General features: G+C 32.9%; 19 protein-coding genes. 9 read left to right on the top strand and 10 right to left on the bottom strand.

Annotated elements, in window-relative coordinates:
- Positions 1-45: 45 nt before the first annotated feature.
- Genes ACH2BV_RS06280 through ACH2BV_RS06290 form a run of 3 tightly spaced genes read right to left on the bottom strand, consistent with a single transcriptional unit; the run spans position 46 to position 3,406 of the window.
- Positions 46-1,320 carry an O-antigen translocase gene (locus ACH2BV_RS06280; RefSeq protein WP_395049876.1) on the bottom strand — a complete coding sequence of 425 codons (1,275 nt, stop codon included), beginning with the start codon at positions 1,318-1,320 and terminating at the stop codon, positions 46-48.
- Positions 1,317-2,432: a DegT/DnrJ/EryC1/StrS family aminotransferase gene (locus ACH2BV_RS06285; protein ID WP_395049877.1), complete on the bottom strand. Its 1,116-nt coding sequence runs from the start codon at positions 2,430-2,432 to the stop codon at positions 1,317-1,319. Before ACH2BV_RS06285 ends, ACH2BV_RS06280 begins: the two co-directional genes overlap by 4 nt.
- Positions 2,429-3,406, bottom strand: a complete 978-nt coding sequence (locus ACH2BV_RS06290; RefSeq protein WP_395049878.1) for a GNAT family N-acetyltransferase — start codon at positions 3,404-3,406, stop codon at positions 2,429-2,431. Before ACH2BV_RS06290 ends, ACH2BV_RS06285 begins: the two co-directional genes overlap by 4 nt.
- Positions 3,407-3,486: 80 nt before the next feature.
- On the opposite strand from ACH2BV_RS06290, the gene ACH2BV_RS06295 reads away from it, so the two are divergent.
- From ACH2BV_RS06295 to nudK, 7 genes are all read left to right on the top strand, one after another.
- Positions 3,487-4,287 carry a TrmH family RNA methyltransferase gene (locus ACH2BV_RS06295; protein ID WP_395049879.1) on the top strand — a complete coding sequence of 267 codons (801 nt, stop codon included), beginning with the start codon at positions 3,487-3,489 and terminating at the stop codon, positions 4,285-4,287.
- A 12-nt stretch (positions 4,288-4,299) separates the two neighbouring features.
- Positions 4,300-5,853 carry a serine hydrolase gene (locus tag ACH2BV_RS06300; protein ID WP_395049880.1) on the top strand — a complete coding sequence of 518 codons (1,554 nt, stop codon included), beginning with the start codon at positions 4,300-4,302 and terminating at the stop codon, positions 5,851-5,853.
- A gap of 81 nt (positions 5,854-5,934) precedes the next feature.
- On the top strand, positions 5,935-8,154 hold the full coding sequence (locus tag ACH2BV_RS06305; RefSeq protein WP_395049881.1) for a RelA/SpoT family protein: 2,220 nt from the start codon (positions 5,935-5,937) through the stop codon (positions 8,152-8,154).
- A 75-nt stretch (positions 8,155-8,229) separates the two neighbouring features.
- On the top strand, positions 8,230-8,685 hold the full coding sequence (locus ACH2BV_RS06310; RefSeq protein WP_395049882.1) for a Fur family transcriptional regulator: 456 nt from the start codon (positions 8,230-8,232) through the stop codon (positions 8,683-8,685).
- 32 nt (positions 8,686-8,717) lie between these two features.
- Positions 8,718-9,989 carry an adenylosuccinate synthase gene (locus ACH2BV_RS06315; RefSeq protein WP_395049883.1) on the top strand — a complete coding sequence of 424 codons (1,272 nt, stop codon included), beginning with the start codon at positions 8,718-8,720 and terminating at the stop codon, positions 9,987-9,989.
- 45 nt (positions 9,990-10,034) lie between these two features.
- A complete protein-coding gene (locus ACH2BV_RS06320) occupies positions 10,035-11,054 on the top strand; it encodes a cellulase family glycosylhydrolase (RefSeq protein ID WP_395049884.1) in 1,020 nt (339 codons plus the stop codon).
- Positions 11,055-11,066: 12 nt separating this feature from the next.
- Entirely contained in the window at positions 11,067-11,648 is a 582-nt protein-coding gene (gene nudK, locus ACH2BV_RS06325) for a GDP-mannose pyrophosphatase NudK (protein ID WP_395049885.1), read from the top strand.
- Positions 11,649-11,743: 95 nt separating this feature from the next.
- Here nudK and ACH2BV_RS06330 read toward each other — a convergent pair whose 3' ends face one another.
- From ACH2BV_RS06330 to ACH2BV_RS06340, 3 genes are all read right to left on the bottom strand, one after another.
- Positions 11,744-12,382 (bottom strand): peroxiredoxin, encoded by a 639-nt coding sequence (locus tag ACH2BV_RS06330; protein WP_395049886.1) that lies wholly within the window; start codon positions 12,380-12,382, stop codon positions 11,744-11,746.
- Between the two features lie 79 nt (positions 12,383-12,461).
- Complete coding sequence (locus ACH2BV_RS06335) at positions 12,462-13,691, bottom strand: MFS transporter (protein WP_395049887.1); 1,230 nt, start codon at positions 13,689-13,691, stop codon at positions 12,462-12,464.
- Between the two features lie 57 nt (positions 13,692-13,748).
- Complete coding sequence (locus ACH2BV_RS06340) at positions 13,749-14,660, bottom strand: AEC family transporter (protein WP_395049888.1); 912 nt, start codon at positions 14,658-14,660, stop codon at positions 13,749-13,751.
- A gap of 162 nt (positions 14,661-14,822) precedes the next feature.
- Between ACH2BV_RS06340 and meaB the strand changes: the two genes are divergently transcribed.
- Positions 14,823-15,911 carry a methylmalonyl Co-A mutase-associated GTPase MeaB gene (gene meaB, locus ACH2BV_RS06345; RefSeq protein WP_395049889.1) on the top strand — a complete coding sequence of 363 codons (1,089 nt, stop codon included), beginning with the start codon at positions 14,823-14,825 and terminating at the stop codon, positions 15,909-15,911.
- A 1-nt stretch (position 15,912) separates the two neighbouring features.
- Here meaB and ACH2BV_RS06350 read toward each other — a convergent pair whose 3' ends face one another.
- The 4 genes from ACH2BV_RS06350 to ACH2BV_RS06365 form a co-directional block, all read right to left on the bottom strand.
- Positions 15,913-17,283, bottom strand: a complete 1,371-nt coding sequence (locus ACH2BV_RS06350; protein ID WP_395049890.1) for a hypothetical protein — start codon at positions 17,281-17,283, stop codon at positions 15,913-15,915.
- 240 nt (positions 17,284-17,523) lie between these two features.
- Positions 17,524-17,754 (bottom strand): hypothetical protein, encoded by a 231-nt coding sequence (locus ACH2BV_RS06355; protein ID WP_039110009.1) that lies wholly within the window; start codon positions 17,752-17,754, stop codon positions 17,524-17,526.
- 103 nt (positions 17,755-17,857) lie between these two features.
- Positions 17,858-18,766 carry a prohibitin family protein gene (locus ACH2BV_RS06360; protein ID WP_395049891.1) on the bottom strand — a complete coding sequence of 303 codons (909 nt, stop codon included), beginning with the start codon at positions 18,764-18,766 and terminating at the stop codon, positions 17,858-17,860.
- Positions 18,767-18,843: 77 nt separating this feature from the next.
- Positions 18,844-20,226, bottom strand: a complete 1,383-nt coding sequence (locus tag ACH2BV_RS06365) for an MATE family efflux transporter (protein WP_395049892.1) — start codon at positions 20,224-20,226, stop codon at positions 18,844-18,846.
- Between the two features lie 171 nt (positions 20,227-20,397).
- On the opposite strand from ACH2BV_RS06365, the gene ACH2BV_RS06370 reads away from it, so the two are divergent.
- Positions 20,398-20,949: a hypothetical protein gene (locus tag ACH2BV_RS06370; RefSeq protein ID WP_395049893.1), complete on the top strand. Its 552-nt coding sequence runs from the start codon at positions 20,398-20,400 to the stop codon at positions 20,947-20,949.
- Positions 20,950-21,003 lie beyond the last annotated feature (54 nt).

Raw genomic sequence — 21,003 nt, forward strand, 5'->3', positions numbered from 1 at the left:
AAAATGAATATGGCAAGTTTTTTAACAAGAAATTGTTAAATAATTTCAAAATAAACTCTTCTTAAAATAAACTCCCAGAATCAACAAATAAATAAAATTATCAAAGGCTTGAGCCATCACAATTCCTTCAATCCCAAAAATTTTAATCAAATAATCACTCACAAAATACAAAACTCCAAGTGAAAATAGTTCAGAAATGATGAATGCAACGGTCATTTTTTTAGCAAAAAATTGATATCCTAAGATCAAAGAGGCAACTTTTAAAATATCCCCTAATAGTTGCCAGAAAAACAAGGAAGAAACTGGGAGAAATTCTTTAGTAAAAAGTAATTTAATAATAAAAAAACGAGAAAAATAAATTATTGTTAGAGTAATTATAAAAATAGGAAATACCGTTTTATAAAAACTGTGAAGTATTTTTTTTGTTTCTTGATTATTTTTTGCAACAGCCAATTTTGGCAAAAAATAAAGGGTCAATATTGATGAAACAAATAATAAATAGTAAGAAGATATTTTGCTAATAGCTTCCCAATATCCTGCTTGTTGAATTCCAATATTTAAAATAATGTTTTTTCTAATAGCAATATAAACAACTGAACCTATTACTCCCGATACTAATGCCATTAAAAAATAATGAGACAAGTTTTTTATAATTTTGAAGTCAAAAAAACGTAATCTAATTAAGTTAAATAGTGAAAGTTCTTTGTTTGTGTAATAAAACGAAACCAAAAAAAGAAGTGAAGGGGTAATAATAATTGACAACAACGCTCCTGCAATTTGAAATTTAGAAACAAAGAAGACCGAAACGAAAAGCCCAATAAAATTTCCAATTATATTGATGTAAAGTACTTTTTTAAATTTACCTAAACCATTAATTATTGAAACCAAAACAAGCGACAAAGCATACCAAGGAAGAGCAATTGCAAAAGCTCTGAAAATAAAACTATATTTAAAATCAATACCAAAAATCAGTTCATTACAAAAATCAGGGAATGAAAATAAAAACCCACTAAGCAACAATGAAACTGCTGAAATGCTTATTACAATTGTTGATACATATTTTTTTAATTCTGTTTCTTTTTCTTTGCTTTCAGCCACATATTTTACAATTCCGTTTTGAAAACCTAATGTCGAAACAGTTTCAAATGAGCCAACGAAATTTCTAAAATTCCCCAAAAGTGCTAATCCGCTTGGGCCTACAAAAATCGCAAGTACCTTAGAAGTAATTAACCCAATAAATAATCGTAAAACTATGCTCAAGCTATTTAAAGAAGTGATTTTAAATAGATTGGTTTGCGTTATCTTTTTTATCCTTTTCAATTGTATTGATTTAAAATTGAAATAATAAAATCTTCTTCTTCTTCTGTTAAAACTGGACTCATTGGCAAACTTAATACTTCATTGTGTATTTTTTCCGTAATTGGAAAAGACAAATGATTCCAATCCTTTAGAGCATTTTGTTTGTGTGGCGGAACTGGATAATGAATCATTGTTTGAATTCCTTTGTCTAATAAATACTGTTGCAATTCGTCTCTATTTTTGGTTCGAATGACAAACAAATGAAAGACATGATTAGATTGCTTCGTTCCTCGCAATGACACTGTTGGTAAAGTGATTTTATCGTTTATTATATTTGATAAATAGCGTTTGGCGATTACTTTCCTCTTATTATTATCTTCATCTAAATGGGGAAATTTTACATTCAAAAAGGCTGCTTGTAATTCATCTAACCTTGAATTTGTTCCAATAAAATCGTTGTAATATTTCGTTTCAGAACCATAATTTCTTAAGGAAAGAATAGTTTTTGTCAATTCAGAATCATTCGTAGTAACTGCGCCTGCATCGCCTAAAGAACCGAAATTTTTCCCGGGATAAAAGCTGAAAGCTGCAGCATCACTTAGATTTCCTGACATTCTATTTTCGGATAAAAAAGCTCCGTGGGCTTGTGCTGAATCTTCGACTACCAATAAGTTGTTTTCGTTAGCAATTTCATTAATGGCATCCATTTCAGCTAATTGACCATAAAGATGGACAGCAAGAATAGCTTTGGTTTTTGAAGTGATTTTTTCAGAAATCAAATCTGGATTGATGTTGTAAGTTTCTAATTTTGGCTCAACCAAAACCGGAACCAAATCAGCTTGCAAAATAGCTAGAATACTGGCAATATAGGTGTTCGCAGGAACAATCACTTCATCTCCTTTTTGTAGTTTCCCCAATTGAATATACCCTTTGAAAATCAAAACCAAAGCGTCAAGACCATTGCCTACACCTATACAATGTTTTGTCCCGCAGTAACTAGCAAAATTGGTTTCAAATGCTGCGACTTCATTTCCTAAAATATACCAACCACTTGCTAAAACTGCTTTCAACTTTTCTTGAAAAGCAACTTCATAAGGCTCATTTATTTTTTTTAAATCAAGGAATTTTATCATAGCAAAAAGTTGTCTAATAAATTATAATTTATTGATTTAACTTCATAAAAATCATGAACAATAATATTAGCTCCGAAACTTTCTTTCCAATACGACAAGCCATTATTTAACTTCCGACCTTGATTTTCATTGGAAATTCCAAAATCAAAAAAATGTTTATTTTTAAAAACTTCGGTAATTAAATGGTGAAATAAAAAATCGAGTCCTCCTAATTCATTTTTATCTTCTTTTCCAGAAATATACTGACAATGAACTACACTAGAACTTTCAAAAATTGTTGTTCCAGCAACAATAATTCCATTTTCATACACATTAAATTGCCGAATTCTTTCTGGAAACAAAGCTTTCAACCTAGTTATTTCTTGTAAACTATGAACTGGTTTTACTTGATATTTTTTGTTTAAATTTGGAATTAAAATATCTTTCCAAAAGGACTCAAAATCCTCCACTTCTTTTATTTCAAAATCATTCAAAATACCTTTTTGAATGCTCCTTTTTCTAAGTTTTGATAAAATATTTTTCTTTGACAAATCTATTACCGACATAGAATCTCTTCTGATTAATTGGGCTTCCGCCAAAAACAAAGCATAATTTAATTCTTCGGCAGGCTTTTGATGATAAATGGAAGGGATTAATTTTAACTGTAATTTTTCGATATTATTTTCATTCAAAAAAGATAGAATATCTTTAAAAACTTCAATAACTGAAGCCAATTTTATCTTCTCATTATAAACTAATCCGCCATAAGTCAACCCTTGATGAGAGAAAACCTCATTACCAACAATATTTGCCGGAAGCACGGCAACCCATTTTTCTTTGTCTAAAACAATCAAGGAAAAATCCAGGAATCTATCGTTGTGATATTCCATAAAATCACGATGAAATAGGAAGGTAGCATTTTTGGCTTGACCAATAAAGGCATTCCAGTTTTCAAAATCGTCTTTTTGGTATAATTTTACTTCGTAATTTCTCAAAATGTATCGCTAAAAGAATATATGCTTCAAAAATATGCAAAACCTTTGTAACTTTGACGCTTTACACATACTTTTCGAAAATGAAACAAATTACTTCTGCTCAAAATCCATATATAAAATCTTTAGCTCTTTTGCAGGAAAAAGCAAAAGCAAGAAAACAAACCGGAACTTTTTTGATTGAAGGAAAAAGAGAAATTGAAATATCCATTAAAGGAGGTTTCAAAATAGAAACGATTTTGTTCTTGGCAGAAATGATTTCTGAAAATGAAGCTAAAAAGTTACACAAAAATGCTGAGTTAATTGAAATCTCGAAAGAAGTTTATCAAAAACTGGCTTATCGAGATACAACCGAAGGAATTTTGGCTGTAGCCAAAACCAAATCTTTGCAATTATCAGATTTAAAATTATCCGAAAACCCATTGATTCTCGTTGCCGAAGCTCCTGAAAAACCTGGAAATATTGGTGCTATACTTCGAACTGCCGATGCCGCAAATCTTGATGCTGTGATTATTGCCAATCCAAAAAGTGATTTATATAATCCAAATATTGTTCGTTCAAGCGTAGGATGTTTGTTTACCAACCAAATTGCCACTGGAACAACATCTGAAATTATTGCTTTTTTGAAAGAACGAAAAATCAATATTTATTGCGCCACTTTGCAAAATTCGACTTCATATCATACTCAAAATTACACAACGCCAACAGCATTGGTTGTAGGCACAGAAGCAACCGGACTGACTGAAGAATGGCGAAATGCTGCCACACAAAACATCATTATTCCAATGCAAGGCGAAATTGACAGTATGAATGTTTCGGTTGCAGCGGCAATTTTGATTTTTGAAGCAAAAAGACAAAGAGGGTTTAATAAAATTACGAATTAAAAATTACGAATTATGAATTGTAAATTAATCATAGTGTTATTGTTATTTATCCATTTCAATACAAAAGCCCAGATAACTGAGCCACTATTGGATCAATTAGTAGAAAACACATTAAAAAATTTCAACGTTCCCGGAATTGCTGTGGCAATCGTCAAAGACGGAAAAGTCGTTATATCAAAAGGTTACGGAGTGAGATCAATTCTCACTCAAGAAAAGGTGGATGCAAATACATTATTTGGAATTGCATCTAATAGTAAAGCGTTTACAACGGCAGCTTTGGCAATGTTAGTCGATGAAAAAAAACTTAAATGGGATGATAAAGTAACCCAATATCTTCCCGAATTCAAAATGTATAATGATTATGTAACCAATGAATTTACCATTCGTGATTTAGTGACTCATAGGAGCGGACTCGGACTTGGCGCTGGAGATTTGATGATTTGGCCTGACGGAAGCCACTTCAAAGCGACTGATATTATCCATAATTTACAGTATTTAAAACCTGTTTCGGCTTTTAGAACAAAATATGATTACGACAACTTACTTTACATTGTGGCAGGCGAAGTCATTCAAAAAGTGAGTGGCAAATCTTGGTGCGATTTCATCGAACAGCGCATTATGAAACCATTGGAAATGAATAATAGTGCAGCTTCCTATTTACGATTGAAAGACACGACAAATATTATAGCACCACACGTCCCTACTGATGGAAAATTAAAAATAATTTCACGTTATAAAAACCATACTTTCGATGCTGCTGCCGGAATTTATTCGAGTGTAAACGATCTGAGTAAATGGATGATTCTGCAATTGCAAAACGGAAAATACGGTCCGGAAAAACAGAATCAATTATTTTCTAAAAAGGAACAAGATGAAATGTGGAGTCTTCAAACCATAATTCCTGCAAATACAAGACCTCCATATAGTACACACTTTAGCGGTTATGGGTTGGGTTGGTTTTTGAGTGATGTTAAAGGATACAAACAAGTTACTCACACTGGCGGACTAGAAGGAATTGTAACTCAAACTACTTTATTTCCAGAGTTAAATTTGGGAATTGTAGTATTAACAAATCAGCAATCTGGTGCCGCATTTACCGCCATTACAAATACTATTAAAGACACTTATCTAAATATTCCATATACCAATTATGTCGAATTGTATAGCAAACGGGAAAAAGATAACATATCAGAAGCCGATAAAACCACCGATGAAGTTTGGGCTGCCGTTGCCAAAAATCAAAAAGACAAAGTTAAAATCGATGGTAAAAAATACACCGGTTTTTATGTTGATAATTGGTTTGGCCAAATTGAACTTTCAGAAAAAAAAGGAAAATTATTTTTTAAATCCATTCGTTCACCTAAATTGGTTGGCGAAGTATTCTACTATAAAGACAATACTTTCGTAATAAAATGGGACAATCGAAGCTTTAATGCTGATGCTTTTTTGTTTTTTGAATTGGATCAAACAGGAAAATTAGATGCTATAAAAATGAAGCCCATTTCAGAATTAACAGACTTTAGTTATGATTTTCAAGATTTAGATTTTATCAGAGTTAGAGAATAGGTTTTTCGAAATTATTAATTGCAATCACTGTTTGCATATCTCATTCCTTTTTTCTATTTTTAGAAATTGAACCATTCTTTTATGTTAGAAATAGATTTTGAAAAAGAAAACAAGGCAATCCTCCAAGAATACAAAGAGTTACTTCGTATTAGTTACCAAACTTTAACTCCCGAAGATAAAAAACTTATTCGTAAAGCTTTTGATGTTGCTATGGATGCACATAAAGAACAACGAAGAAGATCTGGTGAAGCCTACTTTTTTCATCCTATTGCTGTGGCAAAAATTGTAGCTTCGGAAATAGGTTTGGGTGCAACCGCAATTGCAGCTGCATTATTGCACGATGTTGTCGAAGACACTCCAATAACAGTCGAGGATATCGAACGAATGTTTAATCCAAAAGTCGCCCAACTTGTTGAAGGATTGACCAAAATTTCGAAGGTTCAAAAAGAAATGAATGTTTCGATGCAAGCCGAGAATTTTCGAAAAATGTTACTGACACTCAATGATGATGTACGCGTAATTCTTATAAAAATCGCCGACAGATTGCACAATATGCAAACTTTGGACACGATGGAAGATTTTAAACAAGTCAAAATTGCCTCTGAAACATTATACATTTATGCACCACTGGCCCATCGATTAGGATTATATAAAATAAAAAACAAACTTGAAGATTTAGGACTAAAATATACAGAACCCGGAATTTATAATGATATTGTAAGCAAGTTAAAAGAGACCAAGGAAGAACAAGATTCCTATATAAAAGACATTTCTGATGTTCTTCAATCTGCATTAGATGAAGAAAAACTCGATTACATCATAAAAGGAAGACCAAAATCTATCTATTCCATTTATAGAAAAATGAAAGTTCAGGGAGTTGGCTTCGATGAAGTTTACGATAAATTTGCGTTGCGCATCGTTTACAAATCAAATCCACACGATGAAAAATTCCTTGCCTGGAAAATATATTCAATAGTAACTGATCATTACAGACCAAGCCCGAGCCGTTTGCGAGATTGGATTTCATCACCAAAAACCACTGGTTACGAAGCCTTGCACATTACGGTTATGGGACCAAAAGGGCGTTGGGTTGAAGTTCAGATTCGAAGCGAACGTATGGACGAAATTGCTGAAAAAGGATATGCTGCTCATTACAAATACAAACAAGGTGGATCCGAAGAAAGTGGTTTAGACATTTGGCTCAATTTGCTAAAGGAAGCCTTGGAAAATTCAGAAACAAATGCAGTAGATTTTGTAGAGGATTTCAAAATGAATTTATATTCCAAGGAAATCTTTGTATTTACTCCAAAAGGAGAAATAAAATCATTGCCAAAAGGCGCTACTTCACTTGATTTTGCTTTTAGTATTCACTCCGAAGTTGGAATTCGCACCAGAGGAACCCGTGTAAATGGGAAATTAGTCCCTTTAAATCACGAATTAAAAAGTGGTGATCAAATTGAAATTATTACTTCACAATATCAAAAACCAACCATCAACTGGCTTGATTATGTTACCACTTCGAGAGCAAAAAATAAAATAAAAAATGTACTAAACGAAAATACGAAGAAAATTGCCGAGGAAGGAAAAGAAATACTCACTCGAAAACTGAAACACTTAAAAATTACGTTAAGCGAATCTGTTGTAAATGAATTGGTCAATTTTTTCAAACTAAAAACTAGTTTGGATTTGTTTTACCGAGTGGGAGTTGGAGCTATCGAAAATCAGCAATTAAAAGATTATGCTGCTCAAAAAAGTAATACTTTTATTAATTTTTTCAAGAGTAAAATTAAACGTTCTGCAAGTACTGCCAACGAAGATATTCATAAACAAGTGTTGAACAGTAATTATGATATGTTGGTCTTTGGCGCTGACCAAGACAAACTAGATTATAAATTGTCCACTTGTTGCAATCCGATTCCCGGTGATGAGGTTTTTGGTTTTATCACCATCAATGAAGGAATAAAAGTTCACAAAAAAGATTGCCCAAATGCGATAAGCCTTCAATCGAATTATGCCTATCGTATTATTCTGGCAAAATGGATAGATTCCTCACAGCAGGAATTCAAAGCAATTTTGCATATCACTGGAATGGATACAATAGGACTTACGAATAAACTTACTAAAGTAATTTCGGATAATATGAATGTAAACATCCAAAGTATTTCTTTGAGTGGAGAGGCTGGAATTTTTAAAGGCCAAATAGCTGTAATCGTACAAAACAATAATATTCTTAAAAGATTAATTGATAATATCAAGCAAATTGATGGTATTGATAAAGTAAGTCGAGAATATAAAAATTAATATTTTTTAAATTGAATTATACAAATAAGAACGATAATTGATATACATTAAAATAATAATTTATCTTTGCATGATATGACACAAATTTCAACAGATAACAGCAAAAATCAAGAAATTGTAAAAAGTGTTTTTACGATGTATCTTGAGAACAAAGGACATCGCAAAACGCCTGAGCGCTATGCAATACTTCAAGAAATTTATGAAAGCGAAGAACATTTTGATATAGAGAATCTTTATATCAAAATGAAAAATAAAAACTACCGTGTGAGTAGAGCAACTCTTTATAACACAATAGAGCTTTTATTGGAATCAAGCTTGGTCCGCAAACATCAATTTGGGCAAAATCAGGCACATTACGAAAAATCATATTTCGATAAGCAGCACGATCACATCATCATGACTGATACAGGCGAAGTAATTGAGTTTTGTGACCCAAGAATTCAAATTATCAAAAAAACAATCGAAGAAATATTCGATATTGAAATTACAAACCACTCCTTATACTTATACGGAACAAAAAAACAAAAATAACACACACAAATTAACTACAAATAACACACAGAATGACCGTAGATTTATTATTAGGATTACAATGGGGTGACGAAGGAAAAGGAAAAATTGTTGATGTTCTTACTTCAAAATATGATATTATTGCTCGCTTTCAAGGTGGACCAAATGCGGGACACACATTAGAATTTGACGGAATCAAACACGTTTTAAGAACCATACCTTCAGGGATTTTTCATAAAACAGCCATAAACATTATCGGAAATGGAGTTGTAATCGACCCAGTTGTTTTTCAAAAAGAAATAGAAGGCTTAGCCAAATTTAATTTAGACATAAAAAATAAATTAATAATTTCCAGAAAAGCACATTTAATCTTACCAACACATCGTTTGCTTGATGCAGCATCTGAAGCTGCAAAAGGAAAAGCGAAAATTGGGTCTACACTTAAAGGAATTGGGCCTACTTACATGGACAAAACCGGTAGAAACGGAATTCGTGTTGGAGATATTGAGCTCGAAGATTTCAAAGAAAGATACCGCGCTTTGGCAAACAAACACGAAGAAATGATTAAATTCTACGATGTTGCCATTCAATACAATTTAGAAGAAATGGAAAAGGAATTCTTTGAAGCCATCGAAGAATTGAAAAAAATAGATTTTGTAGACAGCGAAGAATATTTACACCAAGCACAAAAAGCAGGAAAAGCAATATTATGCGAAGGTGCCCAAGGTTCATTATTGGACGTTGATTTTGGAACTTATCCATATGTAACCTCATCAAATACAACTGCGGCTGGTGCTTGTACCGGTTTAGGAATTGCTCCAAATAAAATAAAAGAAGTTTACGGTATATTTAAAGCATATGTAACACGCGTAGGAAGCGGACCATTCCCAACGGAACTTTTTGACGAAGATGGTGCAACAATGGCAAGAGTAGGAAATGAATTTGGTTCTGTTACAGGAAGACAAAGACGTTGTGGTTGGTTAGATCTAGTAGCATTGAAATATGCCGTTCAAATCAATGGCGTTACACAATTGATGATGATGAAAGGCGATATTCTTTCTGGATTTCCAACATTGAAAGTTTGTACCGAGTATAATTACAAAGGCAAGAATATATCTCATTTTCCATATAATATTGAACCTGAAAATGTAACTCCAGTTTTTAAAGAATTCAAAGGATGGCAAGCTGATTTGACTGGAATGACCACTTATGATCAATTACCAATTGAGTTAAAAGAATACATTGAATTTATAGAAAAGGAAGTTGAAGTTCCAATAAAAATTGTTTCTGTAGGACCTGATAGAAAGCAAACAATTCTTAAATAAATTATACAAACGCTCTGAAATTCAGGGCGTTTTTTATATCCTTTTATGAAGAAAATTTTTCTCCTTATTTTAGCTTTTCAAATTTTTTCTTCCTGTTCAAAATCGGAAGACGTTGTTACGCCAATTCCCCAAACCGTATATGCTATTTTGGGTACAAAAATTTTAAATTCTGGAAAACCAATTCAATTAATTGGAGCGAATGCGTTTCATTCTTTTGGCGCTAGTAGTACTGGAAATGATGATATAAAATCTTGGAATATGGATATCGCTAGAGAATTTATTGGAAACGTAAAAGAAAACCCCATTGACGGTAGTCCAATTCAAGATTTAAATGGTAGCTGGCTTCATTCATTACAAAAAATAGTCGACGGCAATAGATTAAATAATCGAATCACAATTCTTTGCCCTTTCGGTTGGGACGGCACTTCGGCAACATTATTTACAGGAACAATGCCTGCAAAAACTACTTGGTTTACTGATTATAAAATAAAGTTACAAAGTTGGGCAAATCAGTTTAAAAACCAACCCGATGTTTGGCTTGAAGTTTGGAACGAACCTTATCGATTTGATAGAGCTGATGGTTACACTGATGCCATTTGGATGAATGATATGAACGCAATGGTTGCCAATATTAGGAACACTGGCAATACAAATATCATCGTAGTTCCTTGTGCAGAGCAAGGCCAGGACGAAAGTGTATTGATAAATAAAGGGACGTCATTTTTAGTAAACAAAACTAATATTCTTTATGATATTCATGCTTATGAAAAATGGCTATTAACAAGCAACACGAATATTACAAGTCGATTAGATAATTTACAAACTAACAATTTACCTCTAATTTTTGGAGAAATAGCTCCAATGAATGCTGGCGAGCTTATGAATCCTCAGTTTTTATTAAATGAACTCTACAATCGTGGTAAATCCGTTTGCGCTTGGGTATGGAAATACAATGAAAATGATACCGATGCGTTACTTACTAAAACAGGATTGCCTAACGATACAAACAATAATAATTGGGGAACAATGTATAAAAACATTGTTATAAAACCTCGAAATCCGTAATTCAGTTCATTGATGAAAAATCCAAAAATAAAAATCCAACAAACTGATTTACTTTCAGACAATTGGTATATTTTAAATAAAGTAACATACGATTATCAAAAAGAAGACAATCCCATTGAAACTCATATTCGTGAGGTATATGATCGTGGAAATGGAGCTGCAATTTTGCTTTATAACTCGGCTAAAAAAACGGTGATTCTAACCCGTCAATTTCGGATGCCGACTTATCTCAACGGAAATGCATCAGGAATGATGATTGAAGTTTGCGCGGGTCTATTGGATAAAGATCATCCAGAGCAATGCATTATTCGAGAAACAGAAGAAGAAACAGGCTATCGACTTTCAACAGTTCATAAAGTTTTTGAAACCTATATGTCACCTGGCGCTGTTACCGAAATTTTATACCTATTTGTTGGTGAATATGATGCAACAATGAAAGTAAATGAAGGTGGAGGAATTGATACCGAACAAGAAAATATTGAAGTCCTAGAGTATACTTTTGACGAAGCATTTGCAATGATTGAAAATGGAGAAATAAAAGATGCCAAAACAATTATGCTGTTACAATATGCCAAAATAAACAACTTTACTTGATTCAATAAAACAAAAATTTCCTTTATGAAAATAAAAAAAAGTACAAAAAGAAAATTTCTCATTGTACTTTTTTTATTAGCTAAAACCTACAAAATCTATTTATTAGGTTGTGGTGTCATTCTTAAATAATATTTTATTCGTTTAAATCCTTTTGGAAATTTTGCAGGAATATCACTGTCAGGGATTGAAGGTGAAATAACAACATCTTCGCCGTCTTCCCAGTTTGCTGGTGTTGCCACACTATAATTTGCAGTTAATTGTAAACTATCAATCACACGAAGTAATTCATCAAAATTTCTACCAGTCGAGGCAGGATAAGTTAAGGTCAATTTTATTTTTTTGTCAGACCCAATTATAAAAACAGATCGAACTGTTAATTTATCATTCGCATTAGGATGAATCATATCATATAAAGTAGCAACTTTCTTGTCTTCGTCTGCAATAATAGGGAAATTTACTGTAGTGTTTTGAGTTTCATTAATGTCTTTTATCCACTCTAAATGCGACTCTACTCCATCAACGCTCAATGCAATAACTTTTGTATTCCGTTTTACAAATTCAGGGTAATAATTTGCCACTGTTCCTAATTCAGTGGTACAAACAGGTGTGAAATCTGCTGGATGCGAAAATAATACTCCCCAAGAATCTCCTAACCATTCGTGGAAATGAATTTTTCCTTGTGTAGTTTCCGCTTCAAAATCTGGAGCAAAGTCTCCTAATCGCAGTGTTGCCATAATAATCGTTTTTTATATTACCTAAAATTAAATAAAAAAATCATAATTCTAACAAGTAAAATCATAAATAAAATGCAAATTAGTTATTGGCTTTTTCCTTTTTCATATTCGGTAAAAAGTAAGTTATGATACCAATTAACGGAAGAAAAGAACTTATTTTATATACATATTCAATACTCGTTTGATCTGCGAAATAACCCAAAACTGCAGAACCCAATCCTCCCATTCCAAAGGCAAAGCCAAAAAACAACCCAGAAATCATTCCTACTTTTCCAGGCATTAATTCCTGCGCAAAAACTAAAATTGCCGAAAATGCCGAAGCTAGAATTACTCCAATAATTACGGATAAAGCTCCCGTCCAAAATAAATTAGCGTACGGCAACATTAAAGTAAAAGGTGCAGCTCCTAGAATCGAAATCCAAATAATATATTTTCTACCAAAACGATCTCCTAAAGGTCCGCCAATCAAAGTTCCCGCAGCCACTGAAGCCAAGAAAACAAATAGATGAAATTGAGATTGTTGTATAGTAAGCCCAAATTTATGCATCAAATAAAAAGTAAAATAACTTGACATACTTGCCATATAGAAAAACTTCGAAAAGATTAGCAGCAATAGAATCGCGATGGAGACATTTACTTTTCTTTTGGAAAAATGAATTGTTCCTTCTTCTAAAAATATTTTCTTTGAAGCACGTAAATCCAAATGATTTTGATACCAAAGTGCAATTCTTGAAGTAATAATCATTCCTAAAACACCAGCTATTACAAACCAAATTATATAGGATTGTCCGTGAGGAGCGACAATCAAAGCCACTAATAATGGACCAATTGCACTGCCCGTATTTCCTCCCAATTGAAAAATAGATTGGGCTAATCCACGCTTTCCACCTGAGCCTAAGAAAGCCACACGTGAAGCTTCGGGATGAAATATGGATGAACCGATTCCGACAAATGAAACAGACACCAACAACATCCAGAAAGAAGAAGATTGAGACAAAAATGCTAATCCTGAAATCGTGAAAATCATTCCAATTACTAATGAATAAGGTTTTGGATTTTTATCAGTATAAAACCCAATAAAAGGTTGCAATAAAGAAGCCGTAAGCTGAAAAACGAAAGTTATTAAACCAATTTGGGTGAATGAAAGACTGAAATTTTGCTTCAATAATGGATAAGTAGAAGGAATAATCACCTGCATCAAATCATTTAATAAATGGGCAAATGCTATCGAAAACAATACCGAATAAACTGTTTTTTGTGCGATTGAGTCTTGTTCTTTTTTGGACGTTGTTTCAGTAAAAGTGTTCATATTTGAATAATAAAATAGAATTCTTTGTAAATAGTAATTTGGATGCAAAAGTATATCTTAAATATAACGTAACACAAAATACCAAAAGATTAATGTGACAAAAGAAATTGGTATTCCAAAACCAATCATCATACTACTTAATTTTGGTTTCAAACCATAGGAAGATGCAAGAATACTAGCAGTAATCATTGGTGCCATAGCCGATTCCATAATAGATACTTGAATAATTTGTGAATGTTGATCCAAGATTACTACATACAACAAAAAAAACATCGCTGGGGTCAATACCAACTTGTACAAAAGCCCCAATCCTAAAAATTTCCAGTGCTGACTTTTTCTGTCAAAATGCAGTTGCAAACCAACAGAAAGCATTGCTAATGGAGTCATTGCACTTCCTGTTTTTTGCAACAAAAACTGGATTGTATCTTGGAAATCGAAGTTGAAAATATTCATCAAACAGGCAACAACAAAAGTAATAAATGGCGGAAAGAATAAAATCTTTTTTACAATATGAGTTCCGCTCGAACTTCCAGAAGAATATAAAATTGCAACCAGAATTCCCAAGGTAGAAAGCACGACAAAAGTTCCCGGCTGATCTACTAAAATGGTAGTTTTTAAAGCTTCCTCACCATATAAAGCTTCTATTATGGGAAAACCCAAGAACGAAGTATTTCCAAAACCTGCGGTAATAATTAAGCAACCTATAAGTTTTCTAGACCAACCCAATTTATTCCCAAGAATGCTAAAAAACAAATAAGAAACAGCGAAGCCAATCCAAGCTATACCAATTGGGAAAAATAACTGATTATCAAATTTAATTTTTGGAATATAATACAACGCTAATGCAGGAAGACAAAAATAAACTACAATATTATTTAGTAATTTAAAGCTATTAGTTGGGAAACGTTTTACTTTTTGCAGTACAATTCCAAGAACCAAAAAAACGAAGATTAAAATGAAGTTGTTCATATGCCCCCAAAGGTATTGACTAATTTGGTATTTCCGCAATGCATAAATATAAATGTGCTATTTTTGGAATAAATTAAGAACATACATCATCATATTAATTCTTGTTCAGAAAAATAAATTAATTCATATTTAAGCACTAATTTTACAAAAACCATTTTAGTTTTGGAAAGCAAAAAATCAAAACGATCTGCACTTATCGAGAAACCTGGAATTTCTCTACCGGAAATTGTCAGTTCGACTGCCGTTAACCTAGTTCAAAAATTCAGGAAAATACAACCTTCTTCTCAGGAATTGATTGATGGGATTTTATCAGGGGAAATTTCTGCGCTGAGTCGTGCGATTACTTTAGTTGAAAGTACCAATGCAAACCATTTGGCGAAAGCCAATGAAGTAATTAATGCTTGTTTGCATTACGCCAATAAATCGGTTAGAGTAGGAATCACAGGAGTTCCAGGTGTTGGGAAAAGTACGTTTATAGAAGCCTTTGGAAAACATTTGACTTCGTTAGGAAAAAAAGTAGCCGTTCTTGCAGTTGACCCTAGCAGCACAATTTCACACGGAAGTATTCTTGGAGATAAAACCCGAATGGAAGAATTGGTAAAAGACACGAATGCTTATATCAGACCTTCGGCTTCGGGAGAAACTCTTGGAGGAGTGGCTCGAAAAACACGTGAGGCAATAACGCTTTGCGAAGCAGCCGGATTTAACACTATACTCATAGAAACGGTTGGCGTTGGCCAAAGCGAAACTGCGGTTCACAGTATGGTAGATTTCTTTTTATTACTAAAAATTTCTGGTGCCGGCGACGAATTACAAGGAATCAAACGCGGCATTATGGAAATGGCAGATGCCATTGTCATCAACAAAGCTGATGGAGATAATGTTAAAAAAGCAAATTTAGCAAAAGTAGAATTCAACAGAGCTTTGCATTTATTTCCTGCCAAAAAATCGGGTTGGACACCAACAACTTCAACTTGTAGCGCTATAACCCACGTTGGAATTCCTGAAGTTTGGAAAACTATCGAGAAGTTCATAAAACTCACAAAAGAGAATCATTATTTCTTTGAAAAACGGGCAGCACAAAATCAATATTGGATGTTGGAAACTATTAACGAACAATTGAAAACCAACTTTTACAATCATACAGAAATTCAAAACCTTTTAGAATCAACTAAAAAAGCGGTGCAAAATGATGAAATATCCCCTTTTGCAGCCGCTCAATTATTATTGGAAAAATATTTTAAGAAATAAATTATTTCATTAAAGTTACGTGACCTACATATTCTTTCTTTTTTACAACATTATTTTCTACGGCAAATCCTATGCGAACTTGGGTTTTTAAAGTATCTTTTATACCAGAAGTTGCCTTCTCGACTATAACAAATGTTAATTCATATTCACCATCTTGCAATTCCAATATCGCATCATTTTCATCATCTTGAATTTTATGAACTTTTTTTCCAGTTTTCGCATATGAAGCTGCAGCCGCTCCACCTCCTGCTCCACCAGCTAAATTACCCACACTCGAAACTGCTGCCGAGATTATGGCGCCACCCGGCAAAGAACCACCCAATAAGGAAGCACCTTGAGCTAATGCACTACCAGCACTATGTAAACCTGCATTTATTTTTTCACCAAAAGCTTGGCATTCATTTTTAGACAATTCATTAATGCTTTTATCAGATGTATTGACTCTGTATCCTTCATTAGAAGGAAATAAAATTACACAACCACCTTCAACTAAAGTAACATTAATTTTTCCGGAATTTACTTTTTCTCCAAAAGTTGCTCCCTGAGTCTGTTTTGGAACGGTAACATTCATCGAAATTCTATTCGGCATTCCTCCATTTATGTTGTTGACACTTTTTCGATTGACCATTGTTTCGGCAATCGATTTTACTTCGGCATCAGAGGCAAGGTTTTCAATTTCATTTTTTTTCAATCCATTTTCTTGTATTCCTTTTTCGGCTATATTTCCCCCTTTTACAGTACCATCCCAACCTTTGTTCATTGACACCATATCGCCTTGATTACCATTATTTTTAAAATATGGGTTGTTTGTTGAACTACTTTTTTTAATATCTTTTTTATCAATTCCTCTATTCTCGGTTGTTGAATCAACCAATGGAACACATTCCCCATTTTTCATTACAAATCCTTCTGGACAACTTATTGAATTCTTCATAACGTCATCATTCCAACTCAATATTCCTGAAAGTGTTGCTCCGCCAACAGGAACAATAATTATAAAACTACTATTTTGTTCGTTAATGGTGTAAATATTCTCTCTTGTAGGTTTTGAATTTACACGTATTTGTGGATTATCTATAACCAATTCAACTCCAGAACCATCATATTGATAAGTACTTTTAGGGTAATTGATTTTTATTATTCTATTAATGGAAGATTGCAATTGGTCTTGCGGGAAAGAAAGTTCGTATTCACCTTCTTCCAATTGGGTAGAAAAACCTCCATTATTACCTGTTTTAATAATAGAGCCACCAGTTCCTGGATTCTTTTTAACTACAATACCAACTCCTGGAATTGGCTTATTTGCAAAACTATTTTGCGCAACTAAAAGGAAAACGATAAGAATTTTGAAAATTGTTTTTGAAAGTTTCATGTTGGTTTGAATTTAATGGTTTATAGTTATATATAAATAATGGTTCTTTTTTGCTACCCAAATTTCACTATAAAATTTAATCTAAATTGAAATACTCTGAAAATTAATTTGATAAAACTACAACTAAATTCTTTTGAATATAATTATTTTCAATAAACCAATAAAAAAATCGGATGCAAATAATGAAATTTCACCTTTTGCAGCCGCTCAATTATTTTTATAAAAATATAAAGAAATAAATTACTCTTTCTCGTAACGCTCCATTTCTCTGTCATAAAATTCATTGGCAAGAACTATTAATCCTTCCATTTCAGCATTGAGTTCACCTTCGTCAAGATCTTCGGCTTCTTCCATAAACTCGACTTCATCATCTTTAAGATTTATGATAAAACGAGGATAATCAAGGTGAATGATAAAAATATCTTCGGGAAAATCAGTATTGTCTCCAAGTAAAAATTTTGGTAATTCCATTTTTTAAAATTTAGATGTTAGAAAATAGAGAATAGAATAAAGACAAAAAAAATCCATTTACCACAGTCTTTTTTCTTTTTTCTATTCCCTAAAGGTCATTTTTTTATTTATCTGAAAGAATTACTGGTGCACTTCCTTTTCCCATAAAAATAATTTTGGTATTGGGAGAAACAGCAATTTCTTTTTGTGCCTTTATTTGTTCGTATTGCAATTGTTTGTCAGTTAATCCCATAGAAATAATCCTTTGATAGTCAGCAATACCTTGAGCTTCCACTCTTTTTCTTTCTGCTTCTTGTTTTTCTTTTTGAAGTACAAAAGTCATTTTTTGCGCATCTTGTTCAGCATTTATTTTACTTTCGATAGATGCTTTAACTGAAGGTGGAAGATTAATATTTCTAATCAATAATTGCTCTAAAACCAAACCTCTTGATTTAAAATCAGCCTCGATGTTTTTGAATATTCTGTCTTGAAACTCATTTCTTTTTGTAGAATACAAGGCTACGGCATCATAATAGACGGCGTTGTCCCGAATCCGGGTTCGCGTAATAGGACGCACAATTTTATCATTATAATTTAATCCAATTTGTTTAAAAATTTTTGGAGCATCTGCAGGAGTAATTCGATACAAAACGGTCAAATCTATCACAACTTCGAGTCCATCATTTGACAAAACTCGAATAGCATCATCACCTTCCTGTGCCCCCTCGCTATGAACTGCAGACATCGTATAATTTTGAGTTTGAATATCAAAATCGGTTACATCGAGAAGTGGGTTTATCAAATGCAAACCGCTTTCCAAAACATCAGGCTGAACGCTTCCGTAAAGTGATTTAACACCCACTTTTCCCGCATCAATTTGTTTGAACATCGACGAGAAAACTCCTAAAGCAATTATTAAAAGTCCAATGTTTCTGAGCGTACTCGAAAATTTCGAAAACGGACTACTTAAATTACTTTTTAATCCAAAACTTAAAATCAATAAGACAACCCCAATAATAATTAATAGTATCATTTTTTTTGAAAATTAATTTGTTCGATGATTATACGTATTACCGAATAGGAAGTTACATTTTTTCTTAAGAAAAAACTTTAATTTTTAGAGTTTTCCAATGCCAGCCTTTTTGTCAATCTCGCAAAGCGAATATACAAAAATAAAGCTGCCGCTGATAATCCAGCTAAAAGCCCAATCCAGATTCCTGTAGCTCCTAAATTTGTATGTTTTCCCAAATAATAGGATATTGGAAATCCCACAACCCAATAAGCCACAAAAGTGATATACATTGGAATTTTTACGTCTTGTAAACCACGCAAAGCGCCCAGAACTACTACTTGAATTCCATCTGAAATTTGAAAAACCGCAGCCACCAAAAGCAATTTGGATGCAATACTAATAATTTCTGCATTGTCAAAAACTTGAGAAGGATCAGACATATTCAAAAATAAATGTGGCAAGTAATTATGGAAAACCACAAAAATAAGCCCAAAAAACATCTCAAAAATTATAGTCAATAAAAATATAGAACGTGCTGAAATTATTAAGCTTTTAAAATCTTTCGACCCTTTATGAAAACCCATTCTAATCATTGCAGTAACACTAAATCCCATCGCAAACATAAAGGTTGTCGATGCCATAATAAGCGCAATTTGATTCGCAGCCTGACTGTTTTTTCCAAGAGAACCCGATAACCAAATAGCAGCTGTAAACAAGGTCACCTCAAACAACATTTGCATTGCCGAAGGAAAACCAAGATTGATAATTCTATTCAGTATTGATTTTCGAATTTCCTTAAAGCTAAAATTCTTGAAATAACGTTTGAAAGCAGCATTTTTTCGTAAAATAAAATGCATAAAAACCACCATCATAATTCTGGAAATCACGGTTCCTAAAGCTGCTCCCAGAATTCCCAATTTTGGAAAACCCCAAACACCGTAAATCAATACATAATTGAAAAATACGTGAACAACATTAGCCAAATAAATTGCATACATTGAATATTTGGTTTGTGACAAACCATCAGCGAATTGTTTATATCCTTGGAAAACAATAACCGGAATCAACGAAAACGCAACCCAATCAATATAAGGGGTAGCCAGTTTGACAACTGCTTCAGGTTGATTCATCAAGTTCATCATTGGTTTTGACAAAACGATTAAAATAAATACAGCAATTCCTAAAATAGTGCATAACAGTAATCCGTGATGAAAAGTAGTTCGGATTTTTTTATCATCTTTTTCGGCATCGGCTTCTGCAATCAAAGGAGTGATAGCAGTAGAAAATCCAATTCCCAATGACATTCCAATAAATATAAAACTATTTCCGAGTGAAACCGCTGCCAACTCAGTAGAACCAAGGTTTCCAACCATAAAATTGTCTACAATACCAATCAAGGTATGCCCTAGCATTCCCAAAATTACGGGATATGCCAATCTTAAATTATAGGAGAACTCTTTAGTATATTGTGATAAATTCAATTTCTTTTATTTTGGTTGGCAAATATAATTAGAACGAATCGATTCTATAATACTATTTCAATAATAAACCCATAATTATATAACAAACCCCAATAATTCTATAATAACCATTCTTACACACCGACCTACATTTGCAATGTTGTCTATAAATACAACACTAAAAATAAAATTATGAAAACTACAGAAAAAATTAAGGTCTTATTGGTATTTGCAATTTCGATACTATTTGCAAGCAATTCACAAGCACAAGACACACAAATCGCAAAAAACTATGATCAAGGATTTCGTTTAGGAATTGGACTAAATGCAGGTTATGCAATTCACGATCCTTATAAATTAGCTCTAGGCGCTGATGCAAGACTACAGTATGATCTTTCTAAAAGATATTCTGTTACGCTTACTACTGGATTTTCTAATCTATTTGTAAGCAAAGCCGATGGATCAGATCTAGGATTTATTCCTGCAAAAGCTGGTTTTAAAGCTTTCGTTTGGAATGACCAATTTTATGTAATGGGTGAAGGTGGGGCTGCTTTTGCAGTAACTAATGGTTATCACAAAACCTCATTGCTTTTAGCTCCTAGTATTGGTTATGCTTCAAAATACATTGACGTTTCTTTGCGTTACGAGCATTATAATGACTTTGCAAGATTAAACAATAATGGATCTCAAGGCAAAGGTGTTGGCCAAGTTGGCGTACGTGTAGCCTATGGTTTTGATTTGTAAAATCTAAAATTCTTAAAAAATGCGCTGTAATTCAGCGCATTTTTTTGTGAAAAT

The sequence above is a fragment of the Flavobacterium sp. genome, assembly GCF_043780635.1.
Lineage (GTDB): Bacteria > Bacteroidota > Bacteroidia > Flavobacteriales > Flavobacteriaceae > Flavobacterium.